This window comes from Pseudomonas sp. TWI923 (assembly GCF_039673365.1).
GTDB lineage: Bacteria > Pseudomonadota > Gammaproteobacteria > Pseudomonadales > Pseudomonadaceae > Aquipseudomonas > Aquipseudomonas sichuanensis.
On record NZ_JBDJLM010000052.1, the window covers coordinates 1 to 18,035 of the forward strand.

Annotated in this window: 15 protein-coding genes; 10 read left to right on the plus strand and 5 right to left on the minus strand. The window is 64.2% G+C overall.

Features of this window, described 5'->3' with window-relative positions:
- Positions 1–105: 105 nt before the first annotated feature.
- Entirely contained in the window at positions 106–2,283 is a 2,178-nt protein-coding gene (locus tag ABE459_RS18330) for a malate synthase G (protein WP_125462312.1), read from the minus strand.
- 459 nt (positions 2,284–2,742) lie between these two features.
- On the opposite strand from ABE459_RS18330, the gene ABE459_RS18335 reads away from it, so the two are divergent.
- Positions 2,743–3,261 (plus strand): ACT domain-containing protein, encoded by a 519-nt coding sequence (locus ABE459_RS18335; protein WP_323830168.1) that lies wholly within the window; start codon positions 2,743–2,745, stop codon positions 3,259–3,261.
- Between the two features lie 332 nt (positions 3,262–3,593).
- Here the strand turns inward: ABE459_RS18335 and rarD are convergent, their stop codons facing one another.
- From rarD to ABE459_RS18355, 4 genes are all read right to left on the minus strand, one after another.
- Complete coding sequence (rarD, locus tag ABE459_RS18340; RefSeq protein ID WP_323830169.1) at positions 3,594–4,481, minus strand: EamA family transporter RarD; 888 nt, start codon at positions 4,479–4,481, stop codon at positions 3,594–3,596.
- 64 nt (positions 4,482–4,545) lie between these two features.
- Positions 4,546–5,520, minus strand: coding sequence for a serine/threonine protein kinase (locus ABE459_RS18345; RefSeq protein ID WP_323830170.1), 975 nt, complete (start codon positions 5,518–5,520; stop codon positions 4,546–4,548).
- Between the two features lie 69 nt (positions 5,521–5,589).
- Positions 5,590–6,354 carry a TOBE domain-containing protein gene (locus tag ABE459_RS18350; protein ID WP_125462316.1) on the minus strand — a complete coding sequence of 255 codons (765 nt, stop codon included), beginning with the start codon at positions 6,352–6,354 and terminating at the stop codon, positions 5,590–5,592.
- Between the two features lie 57 nt (positions 6,355–6,411).
- Positions 6,412–7,149: a ComF family protein gene (locus ABE459_RS18355; protein WP_323830171.1), complete on the minus strand. Its 738-nt coding sequence runs from the start codon at positions 7,147–7,149 to the stop codon at positions 6,412–6,414.
- Between the two features lie 89 nt (positions 7,150–7,238).
- Here ABE459_RS18355 and bioB point away from each other — a divergent pair, with 89 nt between their 5' ends.
- From bioB to ABE459_RS18400, 9 genes are all read left to right on the plus strand, one after another.
- Entirely contained in the window at positions 7,239–8,297 is a 1,059-nt protein-coding gene (gene bioB / locus ABE459_RS18360) for a biotin synthase BioB (RefSeq protein WP_125857183.1), read from the plus strand.
- Positions 8,298–8,299: 2 nt separating this feature from the next.
- Positions 8,300–9,472, plus strand: a complete 1,173-nt coding sequence (gene bioF, locus ABE459_RS18365; protein ID WP_323830172.1) for an 8-amino-7-oxononanoate synthase — start codon at positions 8,300–8,302, stop codon at positions 9,470–9,472.
- The gene (locus ABE459_RS18370; RefSeq protein ID WP_323830173.1) at positions 9,465–10,196 is read left to right on the plus strand and encodes an alpha/beta fold hydrolase; all 732 of its coding nucleotides are present in this window, start codon (positions 9,465–9,467) and stop codon (positions 10,194–10,196) included. The genes bioF and ABE459_RS18370 overlap by 8 nt, the downstream gene beginning before the upstream one ends.
- The gene (gene bioC / locus ABE459_RS18375; protein WP_323830174.1) at positions 10,189–11,013 is read left to right on the plus strand and encodes a malonyl-ACP O-methyltransferase BioC; all 825 of its coding nucleotides are present in this window, start codon (positions 10,189–10,191) and stop codon (positions 11,011–11,013) included. The genes ABE459_RS18370 and bioC overlap by 8 nt, the downstream gene beginning before the upstream one ends.
- 1 nt (position 11,014) lies before the next feature.
- The gene (bioD, locus tag ABE459_RS18380) at positions 11,015–11,695 is read left to right on the plus strand and encodes a dethiobiotin synthase (protein WP_125462322.1); all 681 of its coding nucleotides are present in this window, start codon (positions 11,015–11,017) and stop codon (positions 11,693–11,695) included.
- A 131-nt stretch (positions 11,696–11,826) separates the two neighbouring features.
- The gene (locus ABE459_RS18385) at positions 11,827–12,123 is read left to right on the plus strand and encodes a pyrroloquinoline quinone biosynthesis protein PqqE (RefSeq protein WP_125462323.1); all 297 of its coding nucleotides are present in this window, start codon (positions 11,827–11,829) and stop codon (positions 12,121–12,123) included.
- Between the two features lie 265 nt (positions 12,124–12,388).
- On the plus strand, positions 12,389–14,194 hold the full coding sequence (locus ABE459_RS18390) for a phenylacyl-CoA dehydrogenase (protein WP_323830175.1): 1,806 nt from the start codon (positions 12,389–12,391) through the stop codon (positions 14,192–14,194).
- A gap of 311 nt (positions 14,195–14,505) precedes the next feature.
- The gene (locus ABE459_RS18395; RefSeq protein WP_125462325.1) at positions 14,506–15,789 is read left to right on the plus strand and encodes a GGDEF domain-containing protein; all 1,284 of its coding nucleotides are present in this window, start codon (positions 14,506–14,508) and stop codon (positions 15,787–15,789) included.
- Between the two features lie 123 nt (positions 15,790–15,912).
- Positions 15,913–17,691: an acyl-CoA dehydrogenase C-terminal domain-containing protein gene (locus ABE459_RS18400; RefSeq protein ID WP_125462326.1), complete on the plus strand. Its 1,779-nt coding sequence runs from the start codon at positions 15,913–15,915 to the stop codon at positions 17,689–17,691.
- The last annotated feature ends 344 nt before the right edge of the window (positions 17,692–18,035 follow it).

The window sequence follows — 18,035 nt, forward strand, 5'->3', positions numbered from 1 at the left end:
GCTGAAACTGGACCCGCCCTGACACGAGCGCGTGGCAAGCCCGCTCCCACGCCACTGGGTGTCTGGCGTGGGCGCGGGCTTGCCCCGCGATTTGCTGCTGGCTAGTTACAGCCCGTTACGCGCCTTGAACTCGCGGCGACGACGGTGCAGCACTGGCTCGGTGTAGCCGTTTGGCTGCTTGGCACCTTCAACCACCAGCTCGATTGCCGCCTGGAACGCGATGTTGTCATCGAAGTTCGGCGCCATCGGGCGGTACTGGGCGTCACCGGCGTTCTGCTTGTCCACCACCGCGGCCATGCGCTTGAGGCTTTCCAGCACCTGCTCCTGGGTGACCACGCCATGGCGCAGCCAGTTGGCCAGCAGCTGGGCCGAAATGCGCAGGGTGGCGCGGTCTTCCATCAGGCCGACGTCGTTGATGTCCGGCACCTTCGAGCAACCCACGCCGTGGTCGATCCAGCGCACCACGTAGCCGAGGATGCCCTGGGCGTTGTTGTCCAGCTCGTTGCGGATCTCGTCGGCCGACCAGTTGGTGTCGGCGGCCAGCGGGATGGTCAGGATGTCGTCCACCGAGGCCGGGGCACGCTGGGCCAGCTCGCGCTGACGAGCCTGCACGTCGACCTTGTGGTAGTGCAGGGCGTGGAGGGTGGCGGCGGTCGGCGATGGTACCCAGGCGGTGTTGGCGCCGGCCAGCGGGTGGGCGATCTTCTGCTCGAGCATCGCGGCCATCAGGTCGGGCATGGCCCACATGCCTTTGCCGATCTGCGCACGGCCTTGCAGGCCGGTGGCCAGGCCGACGTCGACGTTGTTGTTCTCGTAGGCGCCGATCCACTTCTCGTTCTTCATGGCGCCCTTGCGCACCACGGCGCCGGCTTCCATGGAGGTGTGGATTTCGTCACCGGTGCGGTCGAGGAAGCCGGTGTTGATGAACACCACGCGCTCGGCGGCGGCCTTGATGCAGGACTTGAGGTTGACCGTGGTACGGCGCTCCTCGTCCATGATGCCGACCTTGACGGTGTTGCGTTTCATGCCCAGCAGGTCTTCGACGCGGCTGAAGATTTCGGCGGCGAAGGCCACTTCTTCCGGGCCATGCATCTTCGGCTTGACGATGTACACGCTGCCGCTGCGGGTGTTCTTGCGGCTGGTGTTGCCGTTGAGGTTGTGCAGGGCGATCAGGTTGGTGAACAGGCCGTCCTGGATGCCTTCGGGGATTTCGTTGCCCTGTGCGTCGAGGATCGCTGGGTTGGTCATCAGGTGACCAACGTTGCGCACGAACAGCAGCGAACGGCCGTGCAGGGTGACGCTGCCGCCGTTGGGGGCTGCGTATTCGCGGTCCGGGTTCATGGTGCGGGTGAAGGTCTTGCCGCCTTTGCTCACGCTCTCGGCCAGGTCGCCTTTCATCAGGCCCAGCCAGTTGCGGTAGACGATCACCTTGTCAGCGGCGTCGACGGCGGCGACCGAGTCTTCGCAGTCCATGATGGTGGTCAGCGCCGATTCCATCAGGATGTCTTTCACGCCAGCGGCGTCGGTGCTGCCGACCGGGGTGCTGGCATCGACCTGGATCTCGAAGTGCAGGCCGTTGTGCTTGAGCAGCACGGCGGTCGGTGCGGCGGCGTCGCCGTGGAAACCGATCAGTTGGGCGTCGTCACGCAGGCCGCTGTTGCTGCCGCCCTTGAGGGCCACGACCAGCTTGCCGCCTTCGATGCGGTAGGCGGTGGAGTCGACGTGGGAGCCGGCCGCCAGTGGCGCGGCTTCGTCGAGGAAGGCGCGGGCGAAGGCGATCACTTTGTTGCCACGCAGCTTGTTGTAGCCTTGACCCTTTTCGGCGCCGCCTTCATCGCTGATCACGTCGGTGCCGTACAGCGCGTCATACAGCGAGCCCCAGCGGGCGTTGGCGGCGTTCAGGGCGAAGCGGGCGTTCATCACCGGCACCACCAGCTGTGGGCCGGCCATGTGGGCAATTTCTTCGTCGACGTTTTGCGTGGTGGCCTGGAAATCGTCTGCTTGTGGCAGCAGGTAGCCGATTTCCTGGAGGAATGCTTTGTAGGCTACGGCGTCGTGGGCCTGGCCTTTGCGTGCCTGGTGCCAGGCATCGATCTTGGCTTGCAGCTCGTCGCGCTTGGCGAGCAGGGCTTTGTTCTTGGGAGCGAGGTCTTTGATGATCTCTGCCGCCCCGGCCCAGAACTTGTCGGCTTCGATGCCGGTTCCAGGGATCGCTTCGTTATTGACGAAGTCGTACAGGGCCTTGGCGACCTGAAGGCCACCGACTTGAACGTATCCAGTCATTGCTTGCCTCACCTCTGCTCAGCTATTTCGCTTTCGCTCTTCTGTATTAAGCCTGTAGCGCTTCTCTAAACACGGCACCAGTGCATGCGCTCGTCGGGCGAGCGCGGCTGGGTGCGGCTCGCCAGACTGGCTGGCGGGCGGCTCGCGTATTTTCACAGGCGCCTTGGCAGACATCCAAACGACGCTTTGTAGTCCGCGTCGACGCATACTACATGAAGCAGCAGGCAGGTAAACATCAGACTAAAAGCGTCGCTGCGTGACCGGTAAGTCGCGTAGGGTCACGCCGGGAGAGGGTATGTTCGCAAAAAACAGGTGGATTGTTCCAGATAAATCTTGAAACAGTACACGATTGGTCGGTCAGACTGTCCTGCGGCAGGTTGCCGCGCCTTGCCTATACTGATTCGGTCCCTGTTGTTCGGCCGTTTGACACGGCCCTGACCGAACCTGAAGGAGTGGCCTGTGGACCATCTCGTACTCACCGTGATCGCCCCCGACAAGGCCGGGCAGGTCGAACGTATTGCCCAATGCATCGCCGATCACAGCGGCAACTGGCTGGAGAGCCGTATGTCGCGCATGGCCGGGCAGTTCGCCGGGATCCTGCGGGTGGCGGTGCCTGCAGAGAACTACGACGAACTGGTCGTGTCGCTCAATAAGCTGTCGAAATACGATATTCGCGTGCTGATCGCCGAGAGCGGCATCGAGCCGTCCTGTACCTGGAAGCCGATCGCCATGGAGCTGGTGGGCAACGACCGGCCGGGCATTGTCCGTGATATCACCCGGTTGCTGGCGGAGCAAGGGGTCAACGTCGAGCGTTTGAGCACCGAGGTGCGGCCGGCGCCGATGAGCAGCGAACCGCTGTTCCATGCCGACGCCCTGCTGGCGTTGCCGTTGACCTTGGCCCTGGATGATTTGCAGGCGAAGCTGGAGAGCCTGGCGGATGACCTGATGGTGGAGTTGAAGTTGCGGCCGGAGGAGTGAGGCGAGTTGGTCGGGGCTGCTGTGCAGGCCATCGCCGGCAAGCCGGCTCCCACAGGGGCGTGCTCATTCCAAGACTGTGGGAGCCGGCTTGCCGGCGATGGGGTGCGAAGCGCCCCCAGCTTTATCCAGATTCGACGGGGACGCTCCTGTGGATAACCTGGGGGCGTACCGCTACAGCCCAACAACGGTGCAGGCTGGCGCGATTTGAGCAAAAAACACCCAGTAATCAGTAGCTTGTGCACAAACCACGGGGACGAGGGTGTGGATAACCTCTGGAGCGCTTGCTGCAGGCCAAGCACGGCGTGGCCTGCAGGGGTTTGAGCATTATTTGATCAGTCGCGCTTGCGCAAACTGAGCCAGGCATCGATGCTGTACACGGCCAGGCCCGCCCAGATGCAGGCGAAGGCCATCAATGTGCTGGACGACAAATGCTCGCCGAACAGCAGCACCGCCTGCAGCAGCACCAGGGTCGGCGCCAGGTACTGCAGGAAGCCCAAGGTGGTGTACGGCAAGTGACGGGCGGCGGCGTTGAAGCACACCAACGGAATCAGGGTCACCGGGCCGGCGGCGATCAGCCACAGCGCTTCGCTGCTGCTGAAGAAGTCCGGGCTGGCGCTGTTGGCGGTGGGGTGCAGAAGCAGCCAGCCGATGGCCAATGGCACCAGCATCCAGGTTTCCACCACCAGCCCCGGCAATGCGGCCACTGGCGCCTGTTTACGAATCAAGCCATAGAAGCCGAACGACAGCGCCAGAGCCAGCGACACCCATGGCAGGCTGCCGACCTGCCACACCTGCTGTGCCACTCCCAATGCCGCCAGCCCTACCGCCAGCCATTGCAGACGGCGCAGGCGTTCGCCGAGCAACAGCATGCCCAGCAGCACATTGATCAGCGGGTTGATGTAGTAGCCCAGGCTGGCCTCGAGCATGCGCCCGTTGTTCACAGCCCACACGTACGTCAGCCAGTTGCCGGCGATCAGCGTGCCGCTCAGGGCCAGGATGGCCAGACGGCGTGGGTTGTCACGCAGCTCGCGCCACCAGCCGGGGTGTTTCCACACCAGCAGCAACAACGAGCCGAACAGCGCCGACCACAGCACCCGATGGACGATGATTTCCACCGCCGGGACGCTCTGGATGGCTTTGAAGTACAGGGGGAACAGGCCCCAGATGATGTAGGCGCCGAGGCCCAGAATGTACCCGCGACGCGGGTTGGCGGCGTGCATGCAGAATCCTTGCTTAGGTAGCTAAATAACGCGACGCCTATTGTAGACAGAGCGCGCTGTGCTTCTAGAACAATTTCAACGGTTGTTCATCCAGCGCAGCCATCTGTTCGCGCAGCGCGAGGATCTGGTCGCCCCAGTAACGCGGCTGGCCGAACCAGGGGAAGCTCGGCGGGAACGCCGGGTCGTCCCAGCGCCGCGCCAGCCAGGCGCTGTAGTGCAGTTGGCGCAGGGCGCGCAGGGGCTCGATCAGGGCCAGTTCGCGCGGGTCGAAATCGTGGAATTCGTTGTAGCCGTCGATCAGTTCGGCCAGTTGGCCGAGGCGCTCTTCGCGGCTGCCGGCGAGCATCATCCACAGGTCTTGTACCGCCGGGCCCATGCGGCAGTCGTCGAGATCGACGACGTGGTAAACCTCGTCGCGGTGCATCAGGTTGCCGGGGTGCAGGTCGCCGTGCAGGCGGATCAGCTTGTGCGGGGTGCGTGCGTAGATGTCCTCGACGCGCTTGAGCAGGTCACGGGCCACCGATTCGAAAGCTGGAAGCAACTCGCGGGGGACGAAATTGCCTTCGAGCAGGGTGCGCAGGGAGGCGTGGCCAAAGTTGTCCACAGCCAGTTGCTCGCGGTGTTCGAAGGGGCGGGTGGCACCGACTGCGTGCAGGCGGCCGAGCAGTTGGCCGAGGCGGTAGAGCTGGTCGAGGTTGCCCGGCTCGGGCGCATGTCCGCCACGGCGAGGGAACAGGGCAAAGCGAAAGCCCTGGTGCTCGAACAGCGAACGGCCTTCGTGCTGCAACGGCGCTACCACCGGCACCTCGCAGTCGGCCAGTTCGGCGCTATAGGCATGTTCTTCGAGAATGGCCGCGTCGCTCCAGCGCCCCGGGCGATAGAACTTGGCGATCAGCGGCTGCGCGTCCTCGATGCCCACCTGGTAGACCCGGTTTTCGTAGCTGTTGAGCGCCAGGACACGGGCATCGCTGAGAAAGCCCAGGCTTTCCACGGCATCGAGCACGAGGTCGGGGGTGAGGGTGTCGAAGGGGTGGGACATACAGGGCTCCAGGCGCGGGGACAGCGTGGGCGCATGGTAGCGCATTCCTCGCGGCAACCGCGGGCTCGGCTATACCGGTACGCCCAGCAGTACATAGGAGGGATGGAACTGCACCCGGATCTCGCAGCCTGCCCGTACCTGATGCTGCTCCAGCCATGGCTGCTCGGCGATCGCGCACAAGGTCTGGCCGTTGTCCAATACCAGGCGCACTTCGCGTTGCTCGCCGTCATCGGCCAGGACTTCCTCGACCGTGGCCTTGAGGCAATTGCTGCCGTGCTCGGCCTGCTCATCGGCGCCCAGCAACTGCAGCCAACCCGCTTTGAGCAGCGCCAGCACCGTGGCGCCCAGGGTCAGCTCGAGCCGTTCGGTACTGCCACGGGTGATCAAGGCTTCAATCTCCAGCCCGCCGCCGAGGGTCAGGCTGATACGGTCATGCCGGCCTTCGCGGCGCAGGCCGCTGATCCGCCCCTGCAACTGGTTGCGGGCACTGGTGCGCAGCATCAGACGGCCGAGCAAGTCGAGGTCGCTGCTGTGCTCTGCGGCTTCGAGCATCTGTGTCTGCAAGGCTTGCAGGCGCTGGTACAGGCGCAGCACGCGTTCGCCCTCGGCGGACAGCCGTGCACCGCCACCACCACGGCCGCCCGTGCTGCGCTCGACAAGCGGCTGGTCGGCGAGGTTGTTGAGCTCGTCGATGGCATCCCAGGCGGCCTTGTAACTGATGCCGGCGGCCTTGGCGGCGCGGGTGATCGAGCCTTGTTCGGCGACATGCTGCAGCAAGGCAATGCGCTGCGGGCGGCGGGCGATGTGCTGGGTGAGCAGGGCGGGCAGGGACATGGGCGTGGTTCGGTTGTGCGGAAGATCCCGCGACGTTGCCGCCCGCACCCGGCCAAGTCAAGCCTGATCGGGCCGGGGCGTGCGCGCCAGGCAATAGATGTCGACGCGCCGGGCGCCCTGTTTGCGCAACAGGCTGGCGATGGCCTGGGCGGTGGCGCCGGTGGTCAGCACATCATCGATTACCGCCAGGTGCAGGCCTTCGACTTCAGCGCCCGGGGCGAGGGCGAAGGCCTGGCGTAGGTTGCGCCGCCGGGCCTTGGCCCCCAAGGCCTGCTGTGCCTGGGTGTCGCGTGTGCGTTCGAGCACCTGTTCGTCGCAGGGCAGTTGCAGTTGCGTGGCCAGCCAGCGGGCCAGCATCGCCGCCTGGTTGAAGCCGCGTTGGCGCAGGCGGCGGCTGGCCAGGGGGACGGGCAACAAGCGATCAGGCCGTGGCAGGTGTTCGTTGAAGCGATGTTCCAGGGCCTGGCCGAGCAACTGCGCCATCAGGCGGCCCATCGGCCACTGGCTGTTGTGCTTGAAGCGGCTGATCAGGCTGTCGACCGGAAAGCCGTAATGCCACAACGCAACGACCTGGTGGAACGCCGGTGCGCGGCGGCGGCAGCTGGCGCAGGTAAAGCCGTCCATCGGCAGTGGCAGCCCGCAGCGGCGGCATTGTTCGTGGAGCCAGGGCAGTTCGCTTTCGCAGGCCATGCACAGTGGCCAGGGCTGTTGCGCGGGTTCGTCGCAGAGCAAACAGTAGTGATCAATATTTATACACTTGTAAACCACTGCTTTTATGTTTGGTTGACAGTCCATGGTCCTTCCGTAAATATGCGGGCTATCCGTGATGCGCTGGCGGGCTTTCCTGTCCCGGCGTCAGTCAGACCATAGATAAGGAAACGCCGATGAGCGCCAGCACAATTGCAACCACACGTCACGACTGGTCCCTGGCCGAGGTCAAGGCGCTGTTCCAGCAGCCGTTCAACGACCTGCTGTTCCAGGCGCAGACCATGCATCGCGCGCACTTCGACCCCAACCGCGTACAGGTATCGACCTTGCTGTCGATCAAGACCGGCGCCTGCCCGGAAGACTGCAAGTACTGCCCGCAGTCCGGCCACTACAACACCGGGCTGGAAAAACAGAAGCTGATGGAAGTGCAGAAGGTGCTGGAAGAAGCCGCCCGGGCCAAGGCCATCGGCTCTACCCGGTTCTGCATGGGCGCTGCGTGGAAGCACCCGTCGGCCAAGGACATGCCTTACGTGCTGGAGATGGTCAAAGGGGTCAAGGCCATGGGCCTGGAAACCTGCATGACCCTCGGCAAGCTCGACCAGGAGCAGACCCTGGCCCTGGCCCAGGCCGGCCTGGACTACTACAACCACAACCTCGACACCTCGCCGGAGTTCTACGGCAGCATCATCACCACCCGCACCTACAGCGAGCGCCTGCAGACCCTGGCCTACGTACGTGATGCCGGCATGAAGATCTGCTCCGGCGGCATCCTCGGCATGGGCGAGTCGCTGGACGACCGCGCAGGCCTGCTGATCCAGCTGGCCAACCTGCCTGAGCACCCGGAATCGGTGCCGATCAACATGCTGGTCAAGGTCGCCGGCACCCCGTTGGCTGAAGAGGAAGATGTCGACCCGTTCGATTTCATCCGCATGCTGGCCGTGGCTCGCATCCTCATGCCCAAGTCCCACGTGCGCTTGTCCGCCGGCCGTGAACAGATGAACGAGCAGATGCAGGCCCTGGCCTTCATGGCTGGCGCCAACTCGATCTTCTACGGCGAAAAACTGCTGACCACCGCCAACCCGCAAGCCGACAAGGACATGCAGCTGTTCGCCCGCCTCGGCATCAAGCCCGAAGCCCGTGAAGAGCATGCCGACGAAGTGCATCAGGCCGCCATCGAGCAGGCAGTGGTCGAGCAGCGCAACAGCGCGCTGTTCTACGACGCAGCCTCGGCCTGAGCATGGCCTTCGACCTCGCCGCGCGGCTGGCCGAACGGCGTGCCGCGGACCTTTACCGTCAGCGGCCACTGCTGCAGAGCCCGCAGGGGCCGCAGGTGGTGGTCGATGGCCAGCCGCTGCTGGCCTTCTGCAGCAACGACTATCTGGGCCTTGCCAACCACCCCGAGGTGATCAAGGCCTGGTGCGACGGCGCCGAGCGCTGGGGTGTCGGCGGCGGCGCCTCGCACTTGGTGATCGGCCACAGCACACCGCACCACCAGGTCGAGGAGGCACTGGCCGAATTGACTGGGCGCCCGCGGGCGCTGTTGTTCTCCACCGGTTACATGGCCAACCTTGGCGCCATCACCGCGCTGGTGGGGCAGGGCGACACGGTGTTGCAGGACCGCCTCAACCATGCCTCGTTGCTGGATGGCGGGCTGCTCAGTGGGGCGCGTTTCAGCCGCTACCTGCATAACGATCCGGCCAGCCTGGCCAGCCGCCTGGGCAAGGCCACCGGCAATACGCTGGTGGTCACCGATGGCGTGTTCAGCATGGACGGCGATTGCGCCGACCTGCCGGCCTTGGCTGAAGTGGCCCGTGCCCGTGGCGCCTGGCTGATGGTCGACGATGCCCATGGCCTGGGTACCTTGGGTGCCAAGGGTGGCGGTATCGTCGAGCACTTCGGGCTGGGCGTCGAGGATGTGCCGGTGTTGATCGGCACGCTGGGCAAAGCCTGTGGCACGGCGGGCGCCTTCGTCGCGGGCAGCGAGGAACTGATCGAAGCACTGGTGCAATTCGCCCGCCCCTACATCTACACCACCAGCCAACCACCGGCGCTGGCCTGCGCCACGCTCAAGGCGTTGGAGTTGCTGCGCCGGGAAACCTGGCGTCGCGAGCACCTGGCGGCGTTGATCCGCCAGTTCCGCGAGGGCGCCGAGCAGATCGGCCTCAAGCTGATGGACAGCCACACGGCGATCCAGCCGATCCTGATCGGTGATGCCGCGCGGGCGATGGCGTTGTCGCGCCTGCTGCGCGAGCGTGGCCTGCTGGTGACGGCTATTCGCCCACCCACCGTACCCGCCGGCAGCGCGCGGCTGCGGGTGACGCTGAGCGCCGCCCACAGTGAGGCGCAGGTCCAGCTATTGTTGAATGCATTGGCCGAGTGTTATCCACCGCTGGAGGCCGCCGATGCGTAACCGTTTGATCCTTCTGCCCGGCTGGGGGCTGGGTACTGCGTCACTGGAGCCGCTGGCCGCCAGCCTGCGTGCCCAGGACCTGCGCCTGCAGGTAGAGCTGATGCCGCTGCCGGAGCTGCCCCACAGCGACGTGCAGGCCTGGGTCGAACACCTCGACCGGCAGTTGCCGACCGATGCCTGGCTGGGCGGCTGGTCGCTGGGTGGCATGCTTGCCAGCGCCTTGGCCCACAAGCGCGGCGACCACTGCTGCGGGCTGCTCACCCTGGCCAGTAATCCCAGTTTCGTCGCCCGGCCGGACTGGCCCCATGGGATGGCGGCGGACACCTTTGGCACCTTCATCGATGGCTGCCGCAGCCATACGCAGGTCACCCTCAAGCGCTTCCGCACCCTGTGCAGCGACGGCGCGCTGCAGCCGCGCACCTTGTTGCGTCAGTTGGGGGTGGGCGTGCCCGATACCGACCCGTTGTACCTGGCCACCGGCCTGGAAGTGTTGGCCAAGCTGGATACCCGCGCGGCACTGGAGCAGTACGGCGGTCCACAACTACACCTGTTTGCCGGCAGTGACGCGCTGGTTCCGGCGGAGGCGGCCAAGGCATTGAGCGAGTTGTTGCCGGACGTGGAAGTCGGCCTGGTCGAAGACAGTTCCCACGCCTTCCTGCTGGAATATCCGCAGGAGCTGGCGGCGGGCATCAAGAGTTTTTTGCATGAGAGTGGCGATGACTGACCTTTCCCAGCCGAGCCTGCCCGGCGGCCTGCCAGACAAACGCCAGGTGGCGGCCTCGTTCTCCCGCGCAGCCGCCAGCTACGACAGTGTCGCGGCCTTGCAGCGTGCGGTGGGGGTGACTCTGCTGGACAAACTGCCGACCGACCTGGCGCCGGAGCGCTGGCTTGATCTGGGCAGCGGCACGGGGCACTTCAGCCGGGTGCTGGCGGCGCGTTTCGCCGGTGCCAGCGGCATGGCCATGGATATCGCCGAGGGCATGCTGCGCCATGCCCGTGAGCAAGGTGGTGCGCAATATCACGTGGCGGGCGATGCCGAGCGCCTGCCGCTGGCCGATGGTAGTGTCGACCTGCTGTTCAGCAGTTTGGCGGTGCAGTGGTGTGGCCAGTTCGGCAGTGTTTTGAGCGAGGCTGGGCGGGTGTTGCGTCCGGGCGGTGTGATGGCGTTCAGCAGCTTGTGTGTCGGTACCCTCGATGAGTTGCGCGCCAGCTGGCAGGCGGTAGACGGCATGGTCCACGTTAACCGCTTCCGCCATTTCGAGGACTACCAGCGCCTGTGCGCGGGCAGCGGCCTGGAACTGGTCGGTCTGGAGCGCCGCGCGCATGTGCTGCACTACCCGGACGTGCGCAGCCTGACCCACGAACTCAAGGCCCTTGGCGCGCACAACCTCAACCCTGGGCGCCCTTCGGGGCTCACCGGGCGGGCGCGGATGCAGGGGCTGCTGCAGGCTTACGAGCAGTTCCGCCAGCCCCAGGGGCTGCCGGCCACCTATCAGGTGGTCTACGGTGTGCTGCGTCAATCTGCGGCAGAGGGGCAGTAACATGAGCCAGGCCTATTTCATCGCCGGCACCGACACTGACGTCGGCAAGACCACCATCGCCGCGGGCCTGCTGCATGCGGCGCGTCAGCATGGCTTGAGTACCCTGGCAGCCAAGCCGGTGGCGTCCGGTTGTGTGGTCACCCCCAAGGGGTTGCGCAACAGCGATGCCCTGGCGCTTATCGATGAAAGCTCGCTCAAGCTGCCTTATGAGCAGGTCAATCCTTTTGCCTTCGAGCCGGCCATCGCGCCCCATGTCGCCGCGCGCGAAGCCGGGGTAGCGTTGAATGTGCCTACGTTGCTCCAAGCCATGCGCCATGTGCTGGCACAGAATGCCGATTTCACCCTGGTCGAAGGTGCTGGGGGATGGCGTGTGCCGCTTTCGGGCCAAGCCAACCTGTCGGACCTGGCGATTGCCCTGAAGCTGCCGGTGATCCTGGTGGTTGGCGTGCGCCTCGGGTGTATCAATCACGCCCTGCTCAGTGCCGAGGCGATTGCCCGGGATGGCCTGCAACTGGCCGGTTGGGTGGCGAATATCGTCGACCCGCGGACATCGCGGCTGGAAGATAACCTTTCCAGCCTGGCCGAGCGGCTGCCCGCGCCTTGCCTGGGGCGGGTGCCATGGCTCAAGCAGGCGAGTGCGGATGCGGTGGCCGCGCATCTGCAGCTGGATCTGCTGGATTAGACGGCCTGCCGGATGGCGGCATGATCCGGTCTATTGGCTGGCACTAGGCTATTAGGGATTTAAACGGGCCTTTTCCTGGCTGGCCTGCTTTAATAAGCCCTGTTCATTACCCAGCGTCACGGAGTCCTGACATGGAAATCAACGCAAGCTCCGCCTTCTACGCAGGCTTGGGGGCTATCCAGAACGGGCAGAACCGCGTCGACCAGGCCGCCCAGCAGATCGCCAGTGGCGCTGTCGAGCGTGGCAACACCAGCCAGTCCACCGACTACCAGGCCGAGCGCCTGCGTGGCGTCGACCGCAGCCAGCAGATGGACCTGGCCACCAGCACCGTGCAACTGGCGCTGGGCAAGCAGGAAGTCGAACTGGGCGTCAAAGTCGCCAAGGCCTCGGACGAAATGCTCGGTCGGTTCATCGACACCTACGCCTGATCGTCACCTCACATTCAGCAACATCGCGGGGCAAGCCCGCTCCCACGCCCCGCCCTGCGGCATCGCGTGGGAGTGGGCTTGCCCCGCGATGCGTTTAGAGGGTGGTGGCGTAAATGTCATGTTGGGCGGCGCAAATGACACTGAGCCTTCCTTGACATCGCAGTCACCTAAACGTAAGTTTCAAACAACTGTTTGATCGATAGCCGCCAAGCGTTGGTCGGTGTCAGCGGTCTCCCCAGAGAACTCATCACAGAGGTTCATCGCAATGCCTGATTACAAAGCTCCCTTGCGTGATATCCGCTTCGTCCGCGACGAACTGCTTGGCTATGAGGCGCACTATGCGAGCCTGCCGGCCTGCCAGGACGCCACGCCAGACATGGTGGACGCGATTCTTGAAGAAGGCGCGAAATTCTGTGAGCAGGTATTGGCCCCGTTGAACCGTGTCGGTGACCTGGAAGGCTGCACCTGGAGCGAGTCGGGCGTGAAAACGCCGACCGGCTTCAAGGAAGCCTACGAGCAATTCGTCGAAGGCGGCTGGCCAAGCCTGGCCCATGACGTCGAACACGGCGGCCAGGGCCTGCCCGAGTCGCTGGGCCTGGCCCTGAGCGAGATGGTCGGTGAGTCGAACTGGTCGTGGGGCATGTACCCAGGCCTGTCCCACGGCGCGATGAACACCATCTCCGAGCACGGCACCCCCGAGCAGCAGCACACCTACCTGACCAAGCTGGTGTCCGGTGAGTGGACCGGCACCATGTGCCTGACCGAGCCGCACTGCGGTACCGACTTAGGGATGCTACGCACCAAGGCCGAGCCTCAGGCCGACGGCAGCTACAAGGTGTCCGGCACCAAAATCTTCATCTCGGCCGGTGAACACGACATGGCCGACAACATCGTCCATATCGTCCTGGCTCGCCTGCCCGATGCGCCTGCCGGCACCAAAGGCATTTCGCTGTTCATCGTGCCCAAGTTCCTGCCAAACGCCGAAGGCGGCGTCGGTGAGCGCAACGGCGTGAGCTGTGGCTCGCTCGAGCACAAGATGGGCATCCACGGCAACGCCACCTGCGTCATGAACTTCGACAGCGCCACCGGCTACCTGATCGGCCCAGCCAACAAGGGCCTGAACTGCATGTTCACCTTCATGAACACCGCACGCCTGGGCACCGCACTGCAGGGCCTGGCCCACGCTGAAGTGGCGTTCCAGGGCGGCCTGAAGTACGCCCGCGATCGCCTGCAGATGCGCTCCCTGACCGGCCCTAAAGCGCCTGAAAAGGCGGCCGACCCGATCATCGTCCACCCCGACGTGCGCCGTATGCTGCTGACCATGAAGGCCTTCGCCGAAGGTAACCGTGCGATGGTCTACTTCACCGCCCAGCAGGTGGATATCGTCAAGTACAGCCAGGATGAAGAGGCCAAGAAAAAGGCCGACGCACTGCTGGCCTTCCTCACCCCGATCGCCAAGGCCTTCATGACCGAAGTCGGCTTCGAAGCCGCCAACCACGGCGTGCAGATCTACGGTGGCCACGGCTTCATCGCCGAGTGGGGCATGGAGCAGAACGTGCGCGACAGCCGCATTTCCATGCTGTACGAGGGCACCACCGGCATCCAGGCCCTCGACCTGCTCGGCCGCAAGGTGCTGATGACCCAGGGCGAGGCACTCAAAGGCTTCACCAAGATCGTCCACAAGTTCTGCCAGGGCCAGGAAGGCAACGCTGCTACCAAAGAGTTCGTCGAGCCACTGGCGGCTATCAACAAGGAGTGGGGCGAGCTGACCATGAAGATCGGCATGGCGGCGATGAAGGATCGCGAGGAAGTCGGTGCTGCGTCGGTGGACTACCTGATGTACTCCGGCTACGCCTGCCTGGCCTACTTCTGGGCCGACATCGCTCGCCTGGCCGCCGAGAAGTTGGCTGCCGGCACCAGCGAAGAGGCGTTCTACACCGCCAAGCTGCAGACTGCGCGCTTCTACTTCCAGCGCATCCTGCCGCGCACCCGCGCGCATGTCGCGGCGATCCTGTCCGGTGCCGACAACCTGATGGCGATGAAGGAAGAAGATTTCGGTCTGTCCTACTAAGCCTGCCGGCTGTAGCAAAACCGCCTGCCGTTATCGGCAGGCGGTTTTTTTTCGTCCATCGATTCAGGTGGCCAAGTGGCAGAGGTCCGCCAAGCTGGGGTTCAGGCATCTCCAACGCGATCACGGAGCAAGCCCGTTCTTGCAAAAAGAAGGGAAAAGTCTGCAGAGATGTCGCATCCAGTAACGAGTGTGCCTCAAGCATGCACACCTGCCTGCCGTTAACCCGACGTCAAAATTTCATCTATTCAGGTGCACAGTGGATGAAGTAGGGGCACAATGCCATTATTGATCTGCCGGGTCGGAGATTACCCTTGTTTCGTCTATCCGCTGTACGCGCGAGCCACTTCCTGCCTTCGCTGATTCTTTTGCTGTCGGGCCTTGCCGCGGCCTATGTGAGGGACCTGAGTGTCTTCTTCACATCGCTGTTCAATGTGCTGCCCACCTTGGTCCTGCTGCTGGGCGGGGCCTATTGCGCGGTCTATCGCCGGCAGCGCGAGCTGTTCCTGATGGTCACGGTATACATCGCCTATTTCCTGCTCGACACCCAGACCGACTTCTACCGCGACAATGGCCGGGTGCGCGAGGATGCTGCGGTGATCTTCCACCTGGTCTGCCTGCTGCTCCCGGCGTTGTTCGGTCTTTACGCGGCCTGGCAGGAACGTACCCACCTGGCCCAGGACATGCTCGCCCGCTTTGCCGTGCTGTTCGCTGTCGGCAGCGTGGCGCTGGCGCTGGAGCAGAGCTTCCCCGAGGCCCTGTTGGGCTGGCTGGCGGAGATTCGCTGGCCGTCGCTGCATGGCCAGTGGATGAGCCTTATCCAGTTGGCGTACCCGCTGTTCATCGCCGTGTTCATCCTGCTGGTGGTGCAGTACCTGCGTGAGCCCCGGCCCTTGCATGCGGCCCAGGTCATCGGGCTGATCGGTATCTTCTGGATGCTGCCCAAAACCTTCATTCTGCCGTTCACCCTGAACATCATGTGCAGCCAGGTGATGCTGATGATCGCTGCCGCCGTCTCCCACGAGGCCTATCAGATGGCCTTCCGCGACGAACTGACCGGCCTGCCGGGGCGCCGCGCATTGAACGAACGCATGCAGCGGCTGGGGCGCAACTACGTGATCGCCATGACCGACGTCGACCACTTCAAGAAATTCAACGATACCCATGGCCATGACGTCGGCGACCAGGTTCTGCGCCTGGTGGCCAGCCGCCTGTCCAAAGTCACCGGTGGTGGCCGAGCCTACCGCTATGGCGGCGAGGAGTTTGCCCTGGTGTTCGCTGGCAAGACCGCCGAGGAATGCCTGCCGCACCTGGAGGCGGTGCGCGAGATGATCGCCAACTACGCCATTCAGCTTCGCGACCAGAGCAACCGCCCGCAGGATGATGGCGCCGGCCGACAGCGCCGTGCTGGCAACGGCAGCAGTACGGTTTCGGTCACCATCAGCATCGGTATCGCCGAGCGCCAGCTTGAGCATCGCAACCCCGAGCAAGTGCTCAAGTCCGCGGACCAGGCCCTGTACAGCGCCAAGGGCGCGGGGCGTAACTGCGTGATGACCTTCGGCCAGCAATCACAGCGCGGTGCCATACGAATGGCGTGACCATGGATGACCATTCGGTCGGATGATGACCCTATGTCTCGAAAAAGTTGTTCGGTTACACTGGCTACAACCCAGTGCCGCGGTCCCGTCGGGCCGCCCCGAGCCTTATAGCGAGAGGTTGTCATGGCTGAATATAAAGCGCCCCTGCGCGATATGCGCTTCGTTCTCAATGAAGTCTTCGACGTGGCCACACTCTGGTCGCAGCTGCCTGCCCTGGCCGAGACGGTCGATGCCGACACCGCCATGGCCGTGCTGGAAGAGGCCGGCAAGGTCACCAGCAAGACCATTGCCCCGCTGAGCCGTGCCGCCGACGAAGAAGGCTGCCACTGGGAAAACGGCGCAGTGCGCACCCCGGCAGGCTTTATCGAGGCCTACCAGACCTTTGCCGAAGGTGGCTGGGTGGGCGTGGGTGGCGATCCGCAGTTCGGCGGCATGGGCATGCCCAAGGCGATTTCCGCCCAGGTCGAAGAGATGGTCAACGCGTCGAGCCTGGCGTTTGGCCTGTACCCGATGCTCACCGCCGGTGCCTGCCTGTCGATCAACGCCCACGCCAGTGAGGCGCTGAAGGAAAAATACCTGCCGAACATGTACGCCGGCGTCTGGGCCGGTTCCATGTGCCTGACCGAGCCCCACGCCGGTACCGACCTGGGCATCATCCGCACCAAGGCCGAACCGCAGGCCGACGGCAGCTACAAGGTCAGCGGCACCAAGATCTTCATCACCGGTGGCGAGCACGACCTCACCGAGAACATCATTCATCTGGTGCTGGCCAAGCTGCCGGACGCCCCGGCCGGCCCCAAAGGCATTTCGCTGTTCCTGGTGCCCAAGTTCCTGGTCAACGAAGACGGCAGCCTCGGTGCGCGCAACCCGGCCAACTGCGGCTCGATCGAGCACAAGATGGGCATCCAGGCCTCGGCCACCTGCGTGATGAACTTCGACGAGGCAGTCGGCTATATCGTGGGTGAGCCGAACAAGGGCCTGGCCGCCATGTTCACCATGATGAACTACGAGCGCCTGGGTGTTGGCATCCAGGGCTTGGCTTCGGCCGAGCGCTCGTACCAGAACGCCGTCGAGTACGCCCGTGACCGCCTGCAGAGCCGCGCGCCGACCGGCCCGCAGGCCAAGGACAAGGTCGCCGACCCGATCATCGTTCACCCGGACGTGCGTCGCATGCTGCTGACCATGAAGGCGTTGATCGAGGGTGGCCGGGCCTTCTCGAGCTACGTGGCGCTGCAACTCGACAGCGCCAAGTACAGCGAAGACGCCGCGACCCGCAAGCGCAGCGAAGAACTGGTAGCCCTGCTGACGCCAGTGGCCAAGGCTTTCCTCACCGACCTGGGCCTGGAGTGCACCGTGCACGGCCAGCAGGTGTTCGGTGGCCACGGCTATATCCGTGAGTGGGGCCAGGAGCAACTGGTACGTGATGTGCGCATCACCCAGATCTACGAAGGCACCAACGGCATCCAGGCCCTGGACCTGGTCGGTCGCAAGGTGGTGGCCAGCGGCGGCGCCTACTACCAGCTGTTTGCCGACGAGATCCGCCAGTTTGTCGTAGCCGCTGGCAGCGAGTTGGGTGAGTTCACCAAGCCGCTGGCGGCTTCCCTCGACCAGCTCGACGAACTGACGGCCTGGGTGCTGGACAAGGCCAAAGGCAACCCTAACGAGATCGGTGCGGCGTCGGTGGAGTACCTGCACGCGTTCGGTTACGTCGCCTATGCCTACATGTGGGCACTGATGGCCCGTGCGGCCAAGGCGGGCGAGGGCGATGCCGACTTCTACGGGGCCAAGCTGGGAACCGCTCGGTTCTACTTCGCGCGGCTGTTGCCTCGGGTGCATTCGCTGGTGGCTTCGGTGAAGGCAGGGAGCGATTCGCTCTATCTGCTGGACGCAGAACAGTTCTGATCTACCTGTGGGCTGCCCTGCCGCCCACTTCAGCCCGTCCGGCGCCTTGATCGGCAGCGCTTACGCAGGGGCACGACTTTCGTGGCCCTGCTTGTGATTAATCGGAAAGCTGGAAGCATCACCACCTGCTGACCTCGCCGTTTGCCAATGAATCCTCTTGTAAGCTTTGTCTTACATGGCGTGGTGACTTTTCGCCCCTTTCCTAAGATTGGATCCACGGTTACTCTTTCTTACATGGACGTAGCGCAGGAAGCGCAATGGACAAACAGGGACACGAAAGGATCCTGCCAGGACGGTGGGGAGATAAGGATGTCAAAGGGAAACAGTCTAGGAAACCTCGCTTC